21 protein-coding genes are annotated in these 15170 nt (G+C 38.3%); 20 read left to right on the top strand and 1 reads right to left on the bottom strand.

Annotated features, from left to right (window positions below; translation table 11 throughout):
• Positions 1-2 precede the first annotated feature (2 nt).
• Both rpoC and DKL58_RS07135 read left to right on the top strand, forming a co-directional pair.
• Entirely contained in the window at positions 3-3662 is a 3660-nt protein-coding gene (rpoC, locus tag DKL58_RS07140) for a DNA-directed RNA polymerase subunit beta' (RefSeq protein WP_109586597.1), read from the top strand.
• A gap of 144 nt (positions 3663-3806) precedes the next feature.
• A complete protein-coding gene (locus DKL58_RS07135) occupies positions 3807-4319 on the top strand; it encodes an ECF transporter S component (RefSeq protein ID WP_109586596.1) in 513 nt (170 codons plus the stop codon).
• A 71-nt stretch (positions 4320-4390) separates the two neighbouring features.
• Here the strand turns inward: DKL58_RS07135 and DKL58_RS07130 are convergent, their stop codons facing one another.
• A complete protein-coding gene (locus tag DKL58_RS07130) occupies positions 4391-5080 on the bottom strand; it encodes a prepilin peptidase (RefSeq protein WP_109586595.1) in 690 nt (229 codons plus the stop codon).
• A 187-nt stretch (positions 5081-5267) separates the two neighbouring features.
• Between DKL58_RS07130 and rpsL the strand changes: the two genes are divergently transcribed.
• From rpsL to DKL58_RS07040, 18 genes are all read left to right on the top strand, one after another.
• Positions 5268-5675 carry a 30S ribosomal protein S12 gene (gene rpsL / locus DKL58_RS07125; protein WP_034980479.1) on the top strand — a complete coding sequence of 136 codons (408 nt, stop codon included), beginning with the start codon at positions 5268-5270 and terminating at the stop codon, positions 5673-5675.
• Between the two features lie 14 nt (positions 5676-5689).
• Positions 5690-6160: a 30S ribosomal protein S7 gene (gene rpsG, locus DKL58_RS07120; RefSeq protein ID WP_034980476.1), complete on the top strand. Its 471-nt coding sequence runs from the start codon at positions 5690-5692 to the stop codon at positions 6158-6160.
• 24 nt (positions 6161-6184) lie between these two features.
• Positions 6185-8278: an elongation factor G gene (fusA, locus tag DKL58_RS07115; RefSeq protein WP_034980473.1), complete on the top strand. Its 2094-nt coding sequence runs from the start codon at positions 6185-6187 to the stop codon at positions 8276-8278.
• Between the two features lie 416 nt (positions 8279-8694).
• Entirely contained in the window at positions 8695-9003 is a 309-nt protein-coding gene (gene rpsJ, locus DKL58_RS07110) for a 30S ribosomal protein S10 (RefSeq protein ID WP_034980470.1), read from the top strand.
• A 24-nt stretch (positions 9004-9027) separates the two neighbouring features.
• Positions 9028-9657, top strand: a complete 630-nt coding sequence (rplC, locus tag DKL58_RS07105) for a 50S ribosomal protein L3 (protein ID WP_109586594.1) — start codon at positions 9028-9030, stop codon at positions 9655-9657.
• A 14-nt stretch (positions 9658-9671) separates the two neighbouring features.
• Positions 9672-10304 carry a 50S ribosomal protein L4 gene (gene rplD, locus DKL58_RS07100; RefSeq protein ID WP_034980465.1) on the top strand — a complete coding sequence of 211 codons (633 nt, stop codon included), beginning with the start codon at positions 9672-9674 and terminating at the stop codon, positions 10302-10304.
• Positions 10301-10612, top strand: coding sequence for a 50S ribosomal protein L23 (rplW, locus tag DKL58_RS07095; RefSeq protein ID WP_034980462.1), 312 nt, complete (start codon positions 10301-10303; stop codon positions 10610-10612). Before rplD ends, rplW begins: the two co-directional genes overlap by 4 nt.
• Before the next feature lie 15 nt (positions 10613-10627).
• On the top strand, positions 10628-11464 hold the full coding sequence (gene rplB, locus DKL58_RS07090) for a 50S ribosomal protein L2 (protein ID WP_045928454.1): 837 nt from the start codon (positions 10628-10630) through the stop codon (positions 11462-11464).
• 18 nt (positions 11465-11482) lie between these two features.
• The gene (gene rpsS / locus DKL58_RS07085; protein ID WP_034980456.1) at positions 11483-11764 is read left to right on the top strand and encodes a 30S ribosomal protein S19; all 282 of its coding nucleotides are present in this window, start codon (positions 11483-11485) and stop codon (positions 11762-11764) included.
• A 19-nt stretch (positions 11765-11783) separates the two neighbouring features.
• Positions 11784-12137 carry a 50S ribosomal protein L22 gene (gene rplV / locus DKL58_RS07080; RefSeq protein ID WP_034980453.1) on the top strand — a complete coding sequence of 118 codons (354 nt, stop codon included), beginning with the start codon at positions 11784-11786 and terminating at the stop codon, positions 12135-12137.
• A gap of 13 nt (positions 12138-12150) precedes the next feature.
• Positions 12151-12822 (top strand): 30S ribosomal protein S3, encoded by a 672-nt coding sequence (rpsC, locus tag DKL58_RS07075; RefSeq protein ID WP_034980450.1) that lies wholly within the window; start codon positions 12151-12153, stop codon positions 12820-12822.
• Complete coding sequence (rplP, locus tag DKL58_RS07070) at positions 12822-13262, top strand: 50S ribosomal protein L16 (protein WP_045928453.1); 441 nt, start codon at positions 12822-12824, stop codon at positions 13260-13262. Before rpsC ends, rplP begins: the two co-directional genes overlap by 1 nt.
• The gene (gene rpmC / locus DKL58_RS07065; protein ID WP_034980443.1) at positions 13252-13449 is read left to right on the top strand and encodes a 50S ribosomal protein L29; all 198 of its coding nucleotides are present in this window, start codon (positions 13252-13254) and stop codon (positions 13447-13449) included. Before rplP ends, rpmC begins: the two co-directional genes overlap by 11 nt.
• An 18-nt stretch (positions 13450-13467) precedes the next feature.
• The gene (gene rpsQ, locus DKL58_RS07060; RefSeq protein WP_034980439.1) at positions 13468-13734 is read left to right on the top strand and encodes a 30S ribosomal protein S17; all 267 of its coding nucleotides are present in this window, start codon (positions 13468-13470) and stop codon (positions 13732-13734) included.
• A gap of 32 nt (positions 13735-13766) precedes the next feature.
• The gene (rplN, locus tag DKL58_RS07055; protein WP_109586593.1) at positions 13767-14135 is read left to right on the top strand and encodes a 50S ribosomal protein L14; all 369 of its coding nucleotides are present in this window, start codon (positions 13767-13769) and stop codon (positions 14133-14135) included.
• A 16-nt stretch (positions 14136-14151) separates the two neighbouring features.
• Positions 14152-14415: a 50S ribosomal protein L24 gene (rplX, locus tag DKL58_RS07050; RefSeq protein WP_045928451.1), complete on the top strand. Its 264-nt coding sequence runs from the start codon at positions 14152-14154 to the stop codon at positions 14413-14415.
• 14 nt (positions 14416-14429) lie between these two features.
• Positions 14430-14972, top strand: coding sequence for a 50S ribosomal protein L5 (gene rplE, locus DKL58_RS07045; protein ID WP_034980431.1), 543 nt, complete (start codon positions 14430-14432; stop codon positions 14970-14972).
• A gap of 12 nt (positions 14973-14984) precedes the next feature.
• Positions 14985-15170 carry a type Z 30S ribosomal protein S14 gene (locus DKL58_RS07040; RefSeq protein ID WP_034980430.1) on the top strand — a complete coding sequence of 62 codons (186 nt, stop codon included), beginning with the start codon at positions 14985-14987 and terminating at the stop codon, positions 15168-15170.

The following is a 15170-nucleotide window of genomic DNA, read 5'->3' as shown; positions in this document are numbered from 1 at the left end:
TTTTGATCGATGTAAATAAATTTGAAAGCATGCAAATTGGTCTTGCCTCTCCGAATAAAATTCGTAGCTGGTCATATGGTGAAGTCAAAAAACCAGAAACTATTAATTACCGTACTTTAAAGCCAGAAAAAGACGGTTTGTTCGATGAAAGAATTTTTGGACCGACTAAAGATTGGTCATGTGCATGTGGTAAATATAAGGGTGTGAGATACCGTGGCATCGTTTGTGATCGCTGTGGTGTTGAAGTTACCTCCTCTAAAGTTAGAAGGGAGCGAATGGGTCATATTGAATTGGCTGCCCCAGTTACTCATATTTGGTACTTTAAAGGTATTCCATCAAGAATGGGACTTATTTTGGATATTTCTCCCAGACTTCTCGAAGAAGTTATCTATTTTGCGGCTTATATTGTAATTGATCCAGGCGACACTGACCTTGAATTTAAACAACTTTTGACGGAAGCTGAGTACCGTGAACAAAAGGCAAAATATGGCAATCGTTTTACCGCAAAAATGGGTGCAGAAGCAATTCGTGATTTACTCCGTAAGGTTGATTTGAATAAAGAAGTTACCGATTTAAAGAAAGAATTGGAAACTGCAACCGGTCAAAAACGGACTAGAGCAATCAGACGTCTTGATATTCTTGACGCCTTTAAAGATTCTGGTAACAAGCCTGAATGGATGGTTATTGATGCTGTTCCGGTTATACCACCAGATTTAAGACCAATGGTCCAACTAGAAGGTGGTCGGTTTGCAACTTCTGATTTAAATGACTTATACCGTCGTGTTATCAACCGTAACAACAGGTTAAAGAGATTACTTGACTTAAATGCTCCTAATATTATTGTGCAAAATGAAAAACGTATGTTGCAAGAAGCCGTTGATGCATTGATTGATAATGGTCGTCGTGGTCGTTCTGTGGTTGGACCAGGTAATCGTCCACTTAAATCTTTATCACACATGCTTAAGGGTAAGCAGGGACGTTTCCGTCAAAACTTATTAGGTAAGCGTGTTGACTATTCAGGTCGTTCAGTTATTGATGTTTCACCAAAGCTTAAGTTCTATCAATGTGGTGTTCCTCGCCCGATGGCTCTAGAATTGTTCAAACCATTTGTAATGCACGAATTAGTTAAACGCAAGATTGCTACAAATATTAAGAGTGCTAAGCGTAAAATTGATCGTGAAGATGATGATGTCTGGGATGTACTTGAAGACGTGATTAAGGAAAGAACGGTATTATTAAACCGGGCTCCTACTTTACACCGTTTGAGTATCCAAGCTTTTGAACCTGTTTTAGTGCCGGGCAAATCAATTCGTCTGCACCCTCTTGCCTGTGAGGCTTACAATGCCGACTTTGATGGTGATCAGATGGCTATCCACGTGCCACTATCTGACGAAGCTGTTGCTGAATCACGGATGCTAATGCTGGCTGCTCACCATATTTTGGCTCCTAAGGACGGTAAGCCAATTGTTACTCCATCTCAAGATATAGTTTTGGGTAATTATTGGTTAACTCAAGCTGAAAAGGGCCGTGAAGGTGAAGGAATGATTTTCAACTCACCTGATGAAGCAACCGTTGCATATAATAATGGTGACATTCATTATCACACCATTATTGGGATGTCAGCTGATTCGATGCCAGAAAAGGCATGGCCAAAAGGATATGAACATGGTATTTTTGTCACTACTTATGGTCGAATCATTTTCAATCAGATTTTCCCAGATGACTATTTCTATGTTAATGAGCCAACTGAAGAAAATTTAAATAACCCACTTGCTTCCAAGTATTTCTTGGAACCGGGCGAAGATATCCATGAAAAAATTGATAGTGTTGCAAGTGATTTGATTTCTACACCGTTTAAGAAATCATTCCTGTCTGATTCAATTGCTACAATTTATAAATATTATAAGGTTCAAAGAACATCTGAATATCTTGATGACTTAAAGACTTTAGGTTATACCAGTTCAACTACTTCTGGTATTACAATCGGCATGACCGATGTTCCTGAAATCCAAGATAAAGATGAAAAGGTTGCTAAAGCCCATAAACAAGTAGATATTGTGTCTAAACAGTTTAGACGTGGTTTAATCACTGAAGATGAGAGACACGACCGGGTAATTAGCATTTGGAATGATTGTAAAGATCAAGTTCAAGATGAAATTGCCCAGATTTATGACCCACGTAATCCTATTACTATCATGGCCGATTCAGGAGCTCGTGGTAACATTTCCAACTTTACACAGCTTGCCGGTATGCGTGGATTGATGGCTACACCAAACGGTGGGTTGTTCGAAATTCCAGTTACTTCTAACTTTAAGGAAGGTTTGTCAGTTCTAGAATTATTCATGTCTACTCATGGTGCTCGTAAGGGAATGACCGATACCGCCTTGAAGACTGCTCAGTCTGGCTACTTGACTCGTCGTCTAGTAGATGTTGCACAGGATGTTATTATTCGTGATGATGACTGTGGGACTGACCGTGGCATTAATGTTCATGCAATTATGGAGGGTGACGAATTAATTGAACCGCTCTATGATCGTTTACTTGGCCGCTTTACTGCCGAAACAGTGAAGGATCCAAAGACTGGTGCGACAATTGTTGGTCGCAATGTCATGATGGATGAAAACTTAGCACATCAGATTTGTGATGCTGGTGTAACTAACGTGAAGATCCGTTCGATCCTAACTTGTGATACACCACATGGTGTTTGTCGCAAGTGTTACGGTATGAACCTTGCCACTGGAGAAGAAGTCGAAGTTGGTGAAGCAGTTGGTACAGTTGCTGCTCAATCTATCGGTGAACCTGGTACTCAGCTTACTTTACGTACTTTCCACAATGGTGGTGTTGCAGGTGCTGAAGATATTACGCAAGGTCTTCCTCGTGTGCAGGAATTGTTTGAAGCTCGTAATCCTAAGGGTCGTGCGATAATTTCTGAAGTAGATGGAGTAATTGATTCAATTCAGGAAAATCCTGCTGAACATACTCGTGAAATTACTGTTAAGGGTAGGATCGATACTAGAAGTTACAGCGTGCCTTATACTGCTTCGGTAGCTGTTGCTGAGGGTGACGAAGTTCATCGCGGTGACAAGTTGACTCTTGGATCTATTGATCCGAAAGAATTAATTCAGGTTACTGATACATTAACTACTGAAGAGTATATTTTGGTCGAAGTCCAAAAAGCATACAGGATGCAAGGTGTTGATATTTCAGATAAGCACGTTGAAGTATTAACTAGACAAATGTTGCAAAAAGTTCGTGTGCTCGATCCTGGAGAAACTGATCTTTTACCTGGTGAGGTAATGGATATCAATCAGTTTAAGGAACGTAACAAGGCTGTAATTATTTCTGGTGGTATTCCTGCAACCGCACAAAGTGTAATTTTGGGTATTACTAAAGCCGCTCTTGAAACCAACAGTTTCTTGTCAGCCGCTTCCTTCCAGGAAACAACTCGTGTTCTAACTGATGCTTCTATCAGAGGAAAGAATGATCCGCTACTTGGATTAAAAGAAAATGTTATTATTGGTAAGATAATTCCAGCTGGTACTGGTCTTCCGATTTATCGTGATATGGAACCTGAGTCAGATGTAAAGAAACCTAAATCTGTTTATTCAATTGCTGATATTGAAAAAAAGATGAAGGAAGCAGACCAAGCTAAGGAATCATAATCTAATCTAATTTAATTAAAAAACTGTTCTGTTAGAAATTACTAGCGGGACAGTTTTTTGTTTGTTTGGAATTTTATGAACTATTGGTGATATTTTAATTAAAAAATGTTATAATCAGACAAAATCAAGAGGGGGATGTAGAAGTTGAGAGCAAATGATTTTTCTTTAAAAAGACTTGTATTATTGGCATTACTAACAGCGATTAATGTCGTGGTTAGTCGAATTTTTATTATTCCTATGCCCCTGACTCATGGAAATATTAATTTATGCGATGCGATTATTTATATAGTGGCGCTTTTATTCGGTCCAGTGGCCGGGGGTATAGTTGGAGGACTTTCTGGATTTTTACTTGATCTTCTTGGTGGATATGGGCAGTTTATGTTATTTTCTCTTGTTGTCCATGGTTTAGAAGGTTTTTTTGTTGGTTTAGTCTTTAAATACTGGAATTTTAAAAACCAATTAGTCAAAGGTGCTATCGCCGGAGCTATAGGAGTATTCTTTATGGTAGGTGGCTATTTTATCACTAATACAATTCTTTATACTTGGGCTGCAGGACTTGCCAGTCTTTTTACTAATACAATTCAAGGAGTAGTCGGAGTTGTTATAGCCATAGTACTGCTGCCTAGTTTTCAAAACCTGATGGCAAGATATAACTAATACTTACGTGAAAAAATTATTTTTACTAGTTTATTAAAGCTGCTATCTCATTTTATATGGATCCCAGCTTTTTATTTGCACAAAAGTTGAATGATTAATCCAATATAAATAAAAGGAATAAATGCAACAGGCTCCTTTTTGCTCATTTTACTGCCCAAAAAAACAATAAGCAGAGCTATTGAAGCAGTTAAAAAAGTTAAATTGGCGAATTTGGAGTTAAAGTAGAAAGATAAGATTAGATAGACTATTAAGTCTCCACTACCACATTTTTTTCTAACTGTCTCAAAAAGAAAAAACAAAAAAATAGGTAAAAATTCTATGAGATCAGTAGTGCTAATTCTATAAAAATTATTCATTATATGTTGAAGCGAAATAACAAGTGCAGGCAGTACCAGTGTAATATCGAATTCCTGAACCTGATAATCGCTGATAGCAGCTAGTAGAAGACTAAACAAAACAATCGCCGTACAAATATCATGTATGCTGCTAAAATCAATTTTATAAAAAGCGAAACCGCCTAAAAATTCTGTTAAAAAATATTCACAGGGGATGTGAATTTTACAATAACGGCAACGACCTTTAAGTATTAAATAGGAAATTAAAGGTATTTCATCTAACAAGCACAGCTGTTGATTACAATTAGTGCATTTTGAGCGACTGAAGATAAAGTCTTCTTTGCCGAGTCTTTCGATAATTACACATGCATGAGAAGCTAGACATGTACCAATCAAAAAATTGCTGATTCCAAAAATCCATTTCATATTGTTTACCTCGCTTAAATCAAATACGCAAAAAATATCATCTGCTTTTCAATTAATAAAAATAATTTGCTTTTTTGCGACAAGCGAGTACAATAGTCAATGTGTATTTTGATGATTATCTGGGACTTAAAAAAGAAACTCCTGGATGTGTGAACAAAATAATGAATTTTTTTAGGAGGAAAATTTAATGCCAACCATTAACCAATTGGTAAGAAAAGGCCGTCATACTAAGACGACTAAATCAAAGTCACCAGCTTTAAGCTATGGCTACAACAGTATGAAGAAAGAATTAGTAGCTAACCCAGCGCCCCAAATGCGTGGAGTCGCAACTCGTGTCGGCACTATGACACCAAAGAAGCCAAACTCAGCTTTGCGGAAGTATGCTCGTGTTCGTCTTTCTAACCTGATTGAAGTAACTGCTTATATTCCAGGTGAAGGTCATAATTTACAGGAACACTCTGTTGTGTTAATTCGTGGTGGTCGTGTAAAGGACCTTCCTGGTGTTCGTTACCATATTATTCGTGGTGCTCTTGATACTGCTGGTGTTGAAGGCAGAAAGCAAGGACGTTCCAAATACGGTGCCAAGAAAGATTAAGGAGGAGTTAAATAATGCCTAGAAAAGGACATGTAGCTAAAAGAGATATTTTAGCGGATCCAGTATATAATTCAAAGCTTGTAACTAAGTTGATCAACCACTTAATGATCGATGGTAAAAGAGCTAAGGCTTCATCCATTCTTTATGATGCTTTTGACATTGTTAAAGAAAAGACCGGCAAAGAGCCACTTGATGTTTTTGAAGAAGCTATGAATAATATTATGCCTGTTTTGGAAGTTAGAGCTCGCCGTATTGGTGGTTCAAACTATCAGATTCCAGTTGAAGTTCGTCCTGAAAGAAGAACTACTTTAGGTTTAAGATGGTTAGTTTCTTACGCTCGTTTACGTAATGAACATACTATGGATGAACGCTTGGCTAACGAAATTATTGATGCTTCAAACAATACTGGCTCAGCTGTTAAAAAGCGTGAAGATGTTCACCGTATGGCTGAAGCTAACCGTGCATTTGCACACTATCGTTTCTAATTTTTTAGGGAAAGGAAAAAATCTATGGCTAATAAGCGTGAATTTCCATTAGAAAAAACACGTAACATTGGTATTATGGCCCACATTGATGCGGGTAAGACTACCACAACAGAGCGTATTCTTTATTACACTGGTAAGATCCATAAAATTGGTGAAACCCATGAGGGTGATTCACAAATGGACTGGATGGATGAAGAAAAAGAACGTGGTATCACTATTACTTCTGCAGCTACTACTGCACAATGGAAAGATTACAGAATTAACATTATCGATACCCCTGGACACGTTGACTTCACTATCGAAGTTGAACGTTCCTTGCGTGTTCTTGATGGTGCCGTAACTGTTCTTGACGCTCAAGCTGGTGTGGAACCTCAAACTGAAAATGTTTGGCGCCAGGCTGAAACTTACGGTGTTCCTCGAATTGTTTTTGTAAACAAAATGGATAAGATTGGAGCAGACTTTGACAAATCTGTTAAGTCTTTGCACGAACGTTTAAATGCCAATGCTCTAGCTGTGCAAATGCCAATTGGTTCTGCCGAAAGCTTTGAAGGTGTTATTGACTTACTTGACATGGTAGCTGATGTTTATGATGAAGATAAGCTTGGCTCCAAATGGGATACTATTCCTGTTCCTGATGAATACAAAGAAGAAGCTGAAAAACGTCGCTCCGAATTAATTGAACAAGTAGCTGATGTTGATGATGATATCATGGAAAAATACCTTAATGGTGATGAGATTTCCGTTGATGAATTAAAAGCTGCTATTCGTAAAGCTACATTGGACTTGAAGATTTTCCCTGTATTTGCAGGCTCAGCTTTTAAGAACAAGGGTGTACAGATGATGCTTGATGGTGTTGTTGATTACTTACCATCTCCGTTAGATGTTAAGCCTTATGTTGCTCATGATCCAAAAACTGGTGAAGAAGTTGAATTAGTTGCTGGAGATGAAAAGCCATTTTCCGCTTTGGCGTTTAAGATTGCTACTGATCCATTTGTTGGTCGTTTGACATATATTCGTGTTTACACTGGTTCACTTGAATCAGGTTCATATGTTTTGAATGCTTCTAAGAATAGTCGTGAACGTGTTGGTCGTTTGTTGCAAATGCATGCTAACTCACGAAGTGAAATTTCTGAAGTATTCTCCGGTGATATTGCTGGTGCTATCGGTTTAAAGAATACTACTACCGGTGATTCATTAACTGATCCTGATCACCCATTAATTTTGGAAAGTTTGGAAGTTCCAGATCCGGTTATTCAAGTTTCAATTGAGCCAGAATCAAAAGCTGACCGTGACAAACTTGATGTTGCTTTGCAAAAATTAACTGAAGAGGATCCAACCTTTAGAGCAGAAACAAACGCTGAAACAGGTCAAACTTTGATTTCCGGAATGGGTGAATTACACCTGCAAATCATGGTTGAACGTATGAAGCGTGAATTCCACGTTGAAGCTAAGATTGGTGAACCACAAGTTGCTTACCGTGAAACCTTCACTAAGCCTGCTAAAGCACAAGGTAAATTTGTGCGTCAATCAGGTGGTAAAGGTCAATATGGTGACGTTTGGATTGAATTTACACCAAATGAAAGAGGAAAAGGTTACGAATTTGAAGACGCCATTGTTGGTGGTGTTGTTCCTCGTGAATTTATCCCTGCTGTTGATGCTGGTTTGCAAGAATCTATGAAGAACGGCATCTTGGCAGGTTACCCACTGATTGATGTAAAAGCTAAACTTTATGACGGTAGTTACCACGAAGTCGACTCTTCTGAAGCTGCCTTCAAAGTTGCTGCATCATTGGCATTGAGAAATGCTGCACCTAAGGCTGGTGCAGTTATCCTTGAACCTATTATGAAGGTTCAAGTTATCACACCTGAAGATTACTTAGGTGACGTAATGGGTTCAATTACTGCTCGTCGTGGTACAATGGATAACATGCAAGATCGTGCCGGCGCTAAAGTGTTGAATTCAATGGTTCCTCTGGCAGAAATGTTTGGTTATGCTACCACCTTACGTTCTTCAACTCAAGGCCGTGGTACATTTACGATGGTCTTTGATCATTACTCACCAACTCCTAAGTCTATTCAAGAGGATATCATCAAAAAACGTGGCGGTAACGCTGAATAATTTTCAATAATTAATAATATAAAAACAAGTTATTAACTATAAAAATCGAGCTATTGGTAAAGCCAGTGGCTCTTTTTTTATCAAAAATTTCGTTTCTGAATAAATTATTTGAGAATTTTTCTGTTTGTAGTAGACTTCTTAAACATAAAATTAAGGATTTTATTTAAAAAAGTATAAAAATTGTATTTTTCTATTCTAAAAGATGAAAAAAGTTCCTTTAATCCTTGATAATTAAGCTTAAAACGGTTATACTATTTTTTGTGTGTCTAGGGCATAGTCTGCCTTAAAGCACATTTTGTTGTAAAGCATTGATACAAAAGGTTGCGGCACACCAGGCTGCATTGCCACAGAGGTTGTGTCGGTAATTTTTGTGGAAGCTAGTCATCTTTTAAAGAAGACGTTGAGGAGGTAATTTAATGGCAAGTCAATCAATTCGTATCAGACTTAAGTCATACGAACATGGTATTCTCGATGAATCAGCTGCTAAAATTGTAGCTACTGCAAAGAGAACTGGAGCTGAAATTTCAGGTCCAGTTCCATTGCCAACAGAAAGGGTATTGTTCACTGTTTTGCGTTCACCACACATGAACAAGGACTCACGTGAACAATTTGAAATTCGTACGCATAAGCGTTTAATCGATATTTTAAATCCAACACCTAAAACTGTTGACTCTTTAATGAAGCTTGATTTACCAAGTGGTGTTGACATCGAAATTAAACTTTAATTTTAAAAAGAAAGAGGTGTAATCATGACCAAAGGAATCTTAGGAAGAAAAGTTGGTATGACCCAAATCTTCACTAAAGATGGTATCCTCGTGCCTGTAACAGTTGTTGAAGCAACGCCTAACGTAGTTATGCAAGTTAAGACAGTTGAATCAGACGGCTACGAAGCAGTTCAATTAGGATATCAAGATAAGCGTGAAGTTTTGAGCAACAAACCAGAAAAAGGTCATGCTGCAAAAGCAAAGACTTCGCCTAAGCGCTTCATACGTGAAATCCGCGGAGTTGAGCTTAAGGACTATGAAGTCGGCTCAGAAGTTACTGTGGACACATTTAAGGAAGGTGACGTAGTTGACGTCACTGGTACTACAAGAGGTCATGGATACCAAGGTAACATTAAACGTTGGGGCCAATCACGTGGACCAGAAACTCACGGTTCAAGGTACCATAGAATTCCTGGTTCAATGGGTTCAATCATTAACCGTGTGCCTAAAGGCAAACGTCTGCCAGGTCACATGGGAATGAAGAAAGTTACCATTGAAAACTTAGTAATTGAAAAAGTTGTAACAGATAAGAATGTTTTGTTAATTAAAGGCAACGTTCCTGGCGCTAAGAATTCATTGCTTACTGTTAGATCTGCTGTAAAAAATAATAAATAGGAAGGAGGACTAGAATGGCTAATTTAAAAGTTATTGATCAAAAAGGCAAAGATGCTGGTGAAGTTACTTTAAATGATGAAGTATTTGGTATTAAACCAAATGAAAGCGTAGTTTTTGACGCAATTATCAGACAAAGAGCTGGCAGACGTCAAGGAACCTCGAAGGTTAAAAATAGATCTGCTGTTCGCGGTGGTGGTAAGAAGCCTTGGAAACAAAAGGGTACTGGACGTGCTCGTCAAGGGTCTATCCGTTCACCACAATGGCGCGGCGGTGGTGTTGTTTTTGGACCAACTCCACGTTCTTATGCATACTCAATGCCAAGAAAGCAACGGCGCTTGGCTATCAAGTCTGTTCTTTCCCAAAAATTGATTGATAAAGATTTGATTGTTTTAGATCAATTGACTATGTCAGCTCCTAAAACAAAAGAGTTTAAGTCAATCTTGGACGACTTAAAGGTTGAAGGTAAAGTTTTAGTTGTTTCTGAAGATAAAAATATTCAATACTCAGCTAGGAATTTGCCAAACGTTAAGGTTATCACTGCAAATGGCTTGAATGTAGAAGATGTTGTCAACTATGACAAATTAATCTTGACAAAAGAAGCTATTGAAAAGATAGAAAAGAATGTTGAGGGGGCTTCGACGAAATGAGTGCACACGATATCATTTTAAGACCTGTCATTACTGAAAAGTCAACGAACTTAATGGATGATAAGAAATACACTTTCAACGTGCTTTTAACTGCAACCAAGACTCAAGTTCGTGATGCTGTTGAAGAAATTTTTGATGTTAAGGTCAAAAAAGTTAATATCATGAATGTTCGTGGTAAGGATAAGCGTGTTGGTCGTTATTCAGGTAAAACTGCTCGGACACGTAAAGCAATCGTCACCTTAACTGAAGATTCAAATGACATCAAAATTTTCAAAGACGATAACGATAATAAAGAAGAAAATAAGTAATAGGAGGTCAGTCAATTGGCTATTAAAATTTATAAGCCAACCACAAATGGTCGCCGTAATATGACTACTTCTGACTTTGCTGAAATTACTAAGAGCAAGCCAGAGCGTACTTTACTTGAGTCACAATCACACACTGCAGGTCGTAACTCTTATGGTCATATTACTAGCAGACACCGTGGTGGTGGACATAAGCAAAAGTACCGTATCATCGATTTTAAACGCAATAAAGATAACGCTAAAGCTGTAGTTAAAGCAATCGAATACGATCCAAACAGAACTGCTAACATTGCGCTTCTTCACTATACTGATGGTATTAAGGCTTATATCTTAGCACCTAAAGGTTTAACAGTTGGTGATGTGGTTGAATCTGGCGCTAATGCAGATATTAAGCCAGGAAACGCTTTGCCATTAAAGAATATTCCAACTGGTACATCAATTCACAATATTGAATTAAGTCCTGGTAAAGGTGGTCAGCTTGTTAGAAGTGCTGGAGCCAGTGCTCAAGTTTTGGGTAATGATGGTAAGTACACTTTAGTTAAATTACAGAGTGGTGAAGTTCGTAAAATTTTATCAGTTTGTCGTGCAACTATTGGTGTTGTTGGTAATGAACAACATTCGTTAATTCAATTAGGTAAAGCTGGCCGTAGTCGCTGGTTAGGCAGACGTCCGCAATCTCGTGGTTCTGTAATGAACCCTAACGATCACCCACATGGTGGTGGTGAAGGTAAAGCTCCTGTAGGTCGTCCACAACCAATGACTCCATGGGGCAAGAAAGCTCGTGGTATCAAGACTAGAAATAGTAAGAGAGCCAGTGAGAAGCTAATTGTTCGTCACCGTAAAGGTAGCAAATAATAGAAGGAGGGTAATTTAATGAGCCGTAGTATTAAAAAAGGGCCTTTTGCTGATGCATCCTTATTAAAGAAAGTTGATGCACAAGCAGATACAGATAAAAAACAGGTTATTAAAACTTGGTCACGTCGTTCAACTATTTTTCCTTCTTTTGTTGGTTTGACTATAGCTGTTTACGATGGTAGAAAGCATGTTCCAGTATATATTACTGAGGATATGGTTGGTCATAAGTTAGGTGAATTTGTTCCAACGAGAACTTTTCGTGGACATAAGACATCTGACGACAAGGCTACTGCAAAATAAAGAAAGGAGAAACACTTAAATGGCAGAACAAGTTAGTTCAGCTAGGGCGGAAGCAAGAACAGTTCGTATTGCTCCAAGAAAAGCACGTTTAGTTGTTGATTTGATTCGTGGCAAAGACGTTGCTGAAGCATTGGCAATCTTGCAATTCACACCTAGAGCTGCTTCCCCAATCGTTGAAAAAGTTTTACGCTCAGCAATTGCAAATGCAGAACACAATTACGATCTTGAAAGTGCCAATCTTTATGTATCTGAAGCATACGTAAATGAAGGAGCAACTTTAAAGAGATTTAGACCACGTGCCAAAGGTATGGCTTCTCCTATTAATAAGAGAACTAGTCATGTAGTTGTAGTAGTGTCAGAAAAGAACGATTAAGGGAGGTATATTAATGGGTCAGAAAATTAACCCAAATGGTTTTCGTCTCGGCGTAATTCGTGACTGGGAATCTAAATGGTATGCTGACAGAGGATATAAAGAAACCTTAAATGAAGACCTTCGCATCAGAAAATTCATTGATAAGAAGTTAAAGAATGCCTCTGTTTCTACTGTTGAAATTGAACGTGCAGCTAATAGGATCAACGTATCAATCAATACTTCTAAACCAGGTATGGTAATTGGTAAAGGTGGTTCTGAAGTTGAAGCATTGAGAAAAGAATTAAATGCTTTGACTAAGAAACAAGTCCACGTTAATATTGTTGAAATCAAGAAACCTGATCTTGATGCCAAATTAGTAGCTGAAAGTATCGCTAGTCAACTTGAAGCTCGTATCGCTTTTAGACGTGCTACTCGTCAAGCTACTCAAAGAACTATGCGTGCCGGTGCCAAGGGAATCAGAGTACAAACATCTGGTCGTTTGAACGGCGCTGACATGGCAAGAAGAGAATGGCACACAGAAGGTCGTGTTCCATTACAAACTTTAAGAGCAGATATTGATTATGCTTGGGTAAATGCCTACACTACATATGGTGAAATTGGTGTTCAAGTATGGATTAACCGGGGTGAAATCTTACCTTCTAAAAGTAAGAAGCCCGAAAAAGCTGCGAAGGGAGGAAACAAATAATGCCTCTAGTACCAAAAAGGGTAAAACACCGTCGTGAGTTTCGTGGTAAGATGCGGGGTGCTGCTAAGGGTGGTAAAACCATTGCTTTTGGTGAATATGGTTTACAAGCCCTTGAATCGCACTGGATTACTACACAACAAATCGAAGCTGCTCGTGTTGCGATGACTCGTTACATGAAACGTGGTGGTAAGGTTTGGATTAGAATTTTCCCTCAAAAGTCATACACTGCTAAAGGTGTTGGTGTACGTATGGGTTCTGGTAAAGGTGCACCTGCAGGCTGGGTAGCTGTAGTCAAGAGAGAAAAGATTATGTTTGAAATCGGTGGCGTTAATGAAGCAACAGCTCGTGAAGCACTAAGACTTGCTGCAACGAAGCTACCAATTAAATGTAAATTTGTGACTAAAAGTTCGGAAGTAGGTGGCAATTCTAATGAAGGCTAAAGATATCAGAGCATTAACCACTGATCAAATGTTAGATAAGGAAAAGCAATATAAAGAAGAACTCTTTAATTTGCGTTTTCAACAAGCAACGGGTCAATTAGAAAATACCGCTCGCCTAGGCAAAGTTCGTAAAAATATTGCTAGAATTAAAACAATTCTTAGCGAAAAAGCATTGGAAAAAGATTAGTGGAAGGGAGTTATTAACTTGAGCGAATCAATCGAAAGAAATCATCGTCACGTATATCAAGGCCAAGTAATTTCTGATAAGAATGACAAGACTATCACAGTAGTTGTTGATACTTATAAGAACCACCCTGTTTACAAAAAGCGTATTAGATATTCAAAGAAATATTACGCACAAGATGATAAAAATGAAGCTAAAGTTGGCGATACTGTTCGTATCATGGAAACTCGTCCATTATCTCGTACAAAGCGCTTTCGTTTAGTTAAAATTGTTAAAAAATCTGTTTAATTTTGCGGATTTAGTGAGGGGAGGATTATATAGTGATTCAAAATGAATCCCGTTTGAAGGTTGCTGATAACTCAGGTGCCAGAGAACTTTTAGTTATTAGAGTCTTAGGTGGATCAAGACGTAAGACTGGTAACATTGGTGATATTGTTGTTGCAACTGTTAAACAAGCAACACCAGGTGGCGTTGTCAAAAAAGGTGACGTTGTCAAGGCTGTCATTGTTAGAACAAAATCAGGCGCACGTCGTGAAGATGGATCATACATCAAATTTGATGAAAATGCTGGTGTAGTTATCAATACAGATAAGAGTCCACGCGGTACTCGTATCTTTGGGCCTGTTGCACGTGAGCTACGTGAGCACGACTTTATGAAAATCGTCTCTCTTGCTCCTGAAGTCATATAATAAGTGAGGTGCACTGATGTTTGTTAAAACTGGTGACAAAGTAAAAGTTATTACCGGAAAAGACAAAGGTAAAGAAGGTATTGTTTTATCTGTTAACGTTAAGAAAAACCGTGTAGTTGTTAAAGGCGTTAATAAGATCAAGAAGCATCAAAAACCTTCTCAGACTAATGCTAATGGTGGTGTAGTTGAATCTGAGGGTTCAATCCATGCATCAAATGTTAAGGTCATTGCTAAGTCAGAAGGCAAAACCAATGACAAAAAAGAAGAAACTAAGAAGTAGAAGGGAGGACACAAATGGCAAATTATTTAGCTCAAGAATATAAAGAAAAAATTGTTCCTGCATTGCAAGAAAAGTTTGATTACAGCTCAGTTATGCAAGTGCCAAAGATTGAAAAAATAGTTTTGAACATGGGTGTTGGAGACGCTGTTTCTAATGCTAAAAACTTAGACGAAGCTGTAGAGGAATTGACTTTGATCTCAGGGCAAAAACCACTGGTTACCAAAGCCAAAAAGTCAATTGCTAATTTCCGCTTGCGTGAGGGTATGTCTATCGGAGCTAAGGTAACACTTAGAGGAGATAGAATGTACGATTTCTTATATAAGTTAATCAGTGTTTCACTTCCTCGTGTTCGCGACTTCCGTGGTGTATCCAGCCGTTCATTTGATGGTCGTGGTAACTACACTTTAGGTATTAAGGAACAATTGATTTTCCCAGAAATTGACTTTGATAAAGTTAATAGAACTAGGGGTTTAGATGTTGTTATCGTTACTACTGCCAATACAGATGAAGAAGCTCGCGAGCTTCTAGGTCAATTTGGTATGCCGTTTGCAAAATAATGGAGGACATTAATGGCTAAGACATCACAAAAAATTAGAAATCATCGTCCTGCTAAATTTTCTTCACGTGAATATACGCGTTGCGAAAGATGTGGTCGTCCACGCTCCGTCTATCGTAAGTTTGGCTTATGCCGTATTTGCTTGAAAGATTTAGCTCACAAAGGTCAAATCCCAGGCCTGAAAAAGGCTAGTTGGTAA

Source organism: Lactobacillus kullabergensis (genome assembly GCF_003151025.1).
GTDB lineage: Bacteria > Bacillota > Bacilli > Lactobacillales > Lactobacillaceae > Lactobacillus > Lactobacillus kullabergensis.
This window is presented reverse-complemented; position numbering and strand designations above follow the sequence as displayed.

Excerpts from the sequence above, each read along its gene's own strand:
- DKL58_RS07040 (WP_034980430.1), top strand. The coding sequence starts at position 14,985 with ATGGCTAAGACATCACAAAAAATTAGAAATCATCGTCCTGCTAAATTT.
- rpsG (WP_034980476.1), top strand. The coding sequence starts at position 5,690 with ATGCCTAGAAAAGGACATGTAGCTAAAAGAGATATTTTAGCGGATCCA.
- DKL58_RS07130 (WP_109586595.1), bottom strand. The coding sequence starts at position 5,080 with ATGAAATGGATTTTTGGAATCAGCAATTTTTTGATTGGTACATGTCTA.
- rpsL (WP_034980479.1), top strand. The coding sequence starts at position 5,268 with ATGCCAACCATTAACCAATTGGTAAGAAAAGGCCGTCATACTAAGACG.
- rplE (WP_034980431.1), top strand. The coding sequence starts at position 14,430 with ATGGCAAATTATTTAGCTCAAGAATATAAAGAAAAAATTGTTCCTGCA.
- rpmC (WP_034980443.1), top strand. The coding sequence starts at position 13,252 with ATGAAGGCTAAAGATATCAGAGCATTAACCACTGATCAAATGTTAGAT.
- rplP (WP_045928453.1), top strand. The coding sequence starts at position 12,822 with ATGCCTCTAGTACCAAAAAGGGTAAAACACCGTCGTGAGTTTCGTGGT.
- rpsJ (WP_034980470.1), top strand. The coding sequence starts at position 8,695 with ATGGCAAGTCAATCAATTCGTATCAGACTTAAGTCATACGAACATGGT.
- rpsC (WP_034980450.1), top strand. The coding sequence starts at position 12,151 with ATGGGTCAGAAAATTAACCCAAATGGTTTTCGTCTCGGCGTAATTCGT.
- rplC (WP_109586594.1), top strand. The coding sequence starts at position 9,028 with ATGACCAAAGGAATCTTAGGAAGAAAAGTTGGTATGACCCAAATCTTC.
- rplV (WP_034980453.1), top strand. The coding sequence starts at position 11,784 with ATGGCAGAACAAGTTAGTTCAGCTAGGGCGGAAGCAAGAACAGTTCGT.
- rplD (WP_034980465.1), top strand. The coding sequence starts at position 9,672 with ATGGCTAATTTAAAAGTTATTGATCAAAAAGGCAAAGATGCTGGTGAA.
- fusA (WP_034980473.1), top strand. The coding sequence starts at position 6,185 with ATGGCTAATAAGCGTGAATTTCCATTAGAAAAAACACGTAACATTGGT.
- rplW (WP_034980462.1), top strand. The coding sequence starts at position 10,301 with ATGAGTGCACACGATATCATTTTAAGACCTGTCATTACTGAAAAGTCA.
- rplX (WP_045928451.1), top strand. The coding sequence starts at position 14,152 with ATGTTTGTTAAAACTGGTGACAAAGTAAAAGTTATTACCGGAAAAGAC.
- rpsS (WP_034980456.1), top strand. The coding sequence starts at position 11,483 with ATGAGCCGTAGTATTAAAAAAGGGCCTTTTGCTGATGCATCCTTATTA.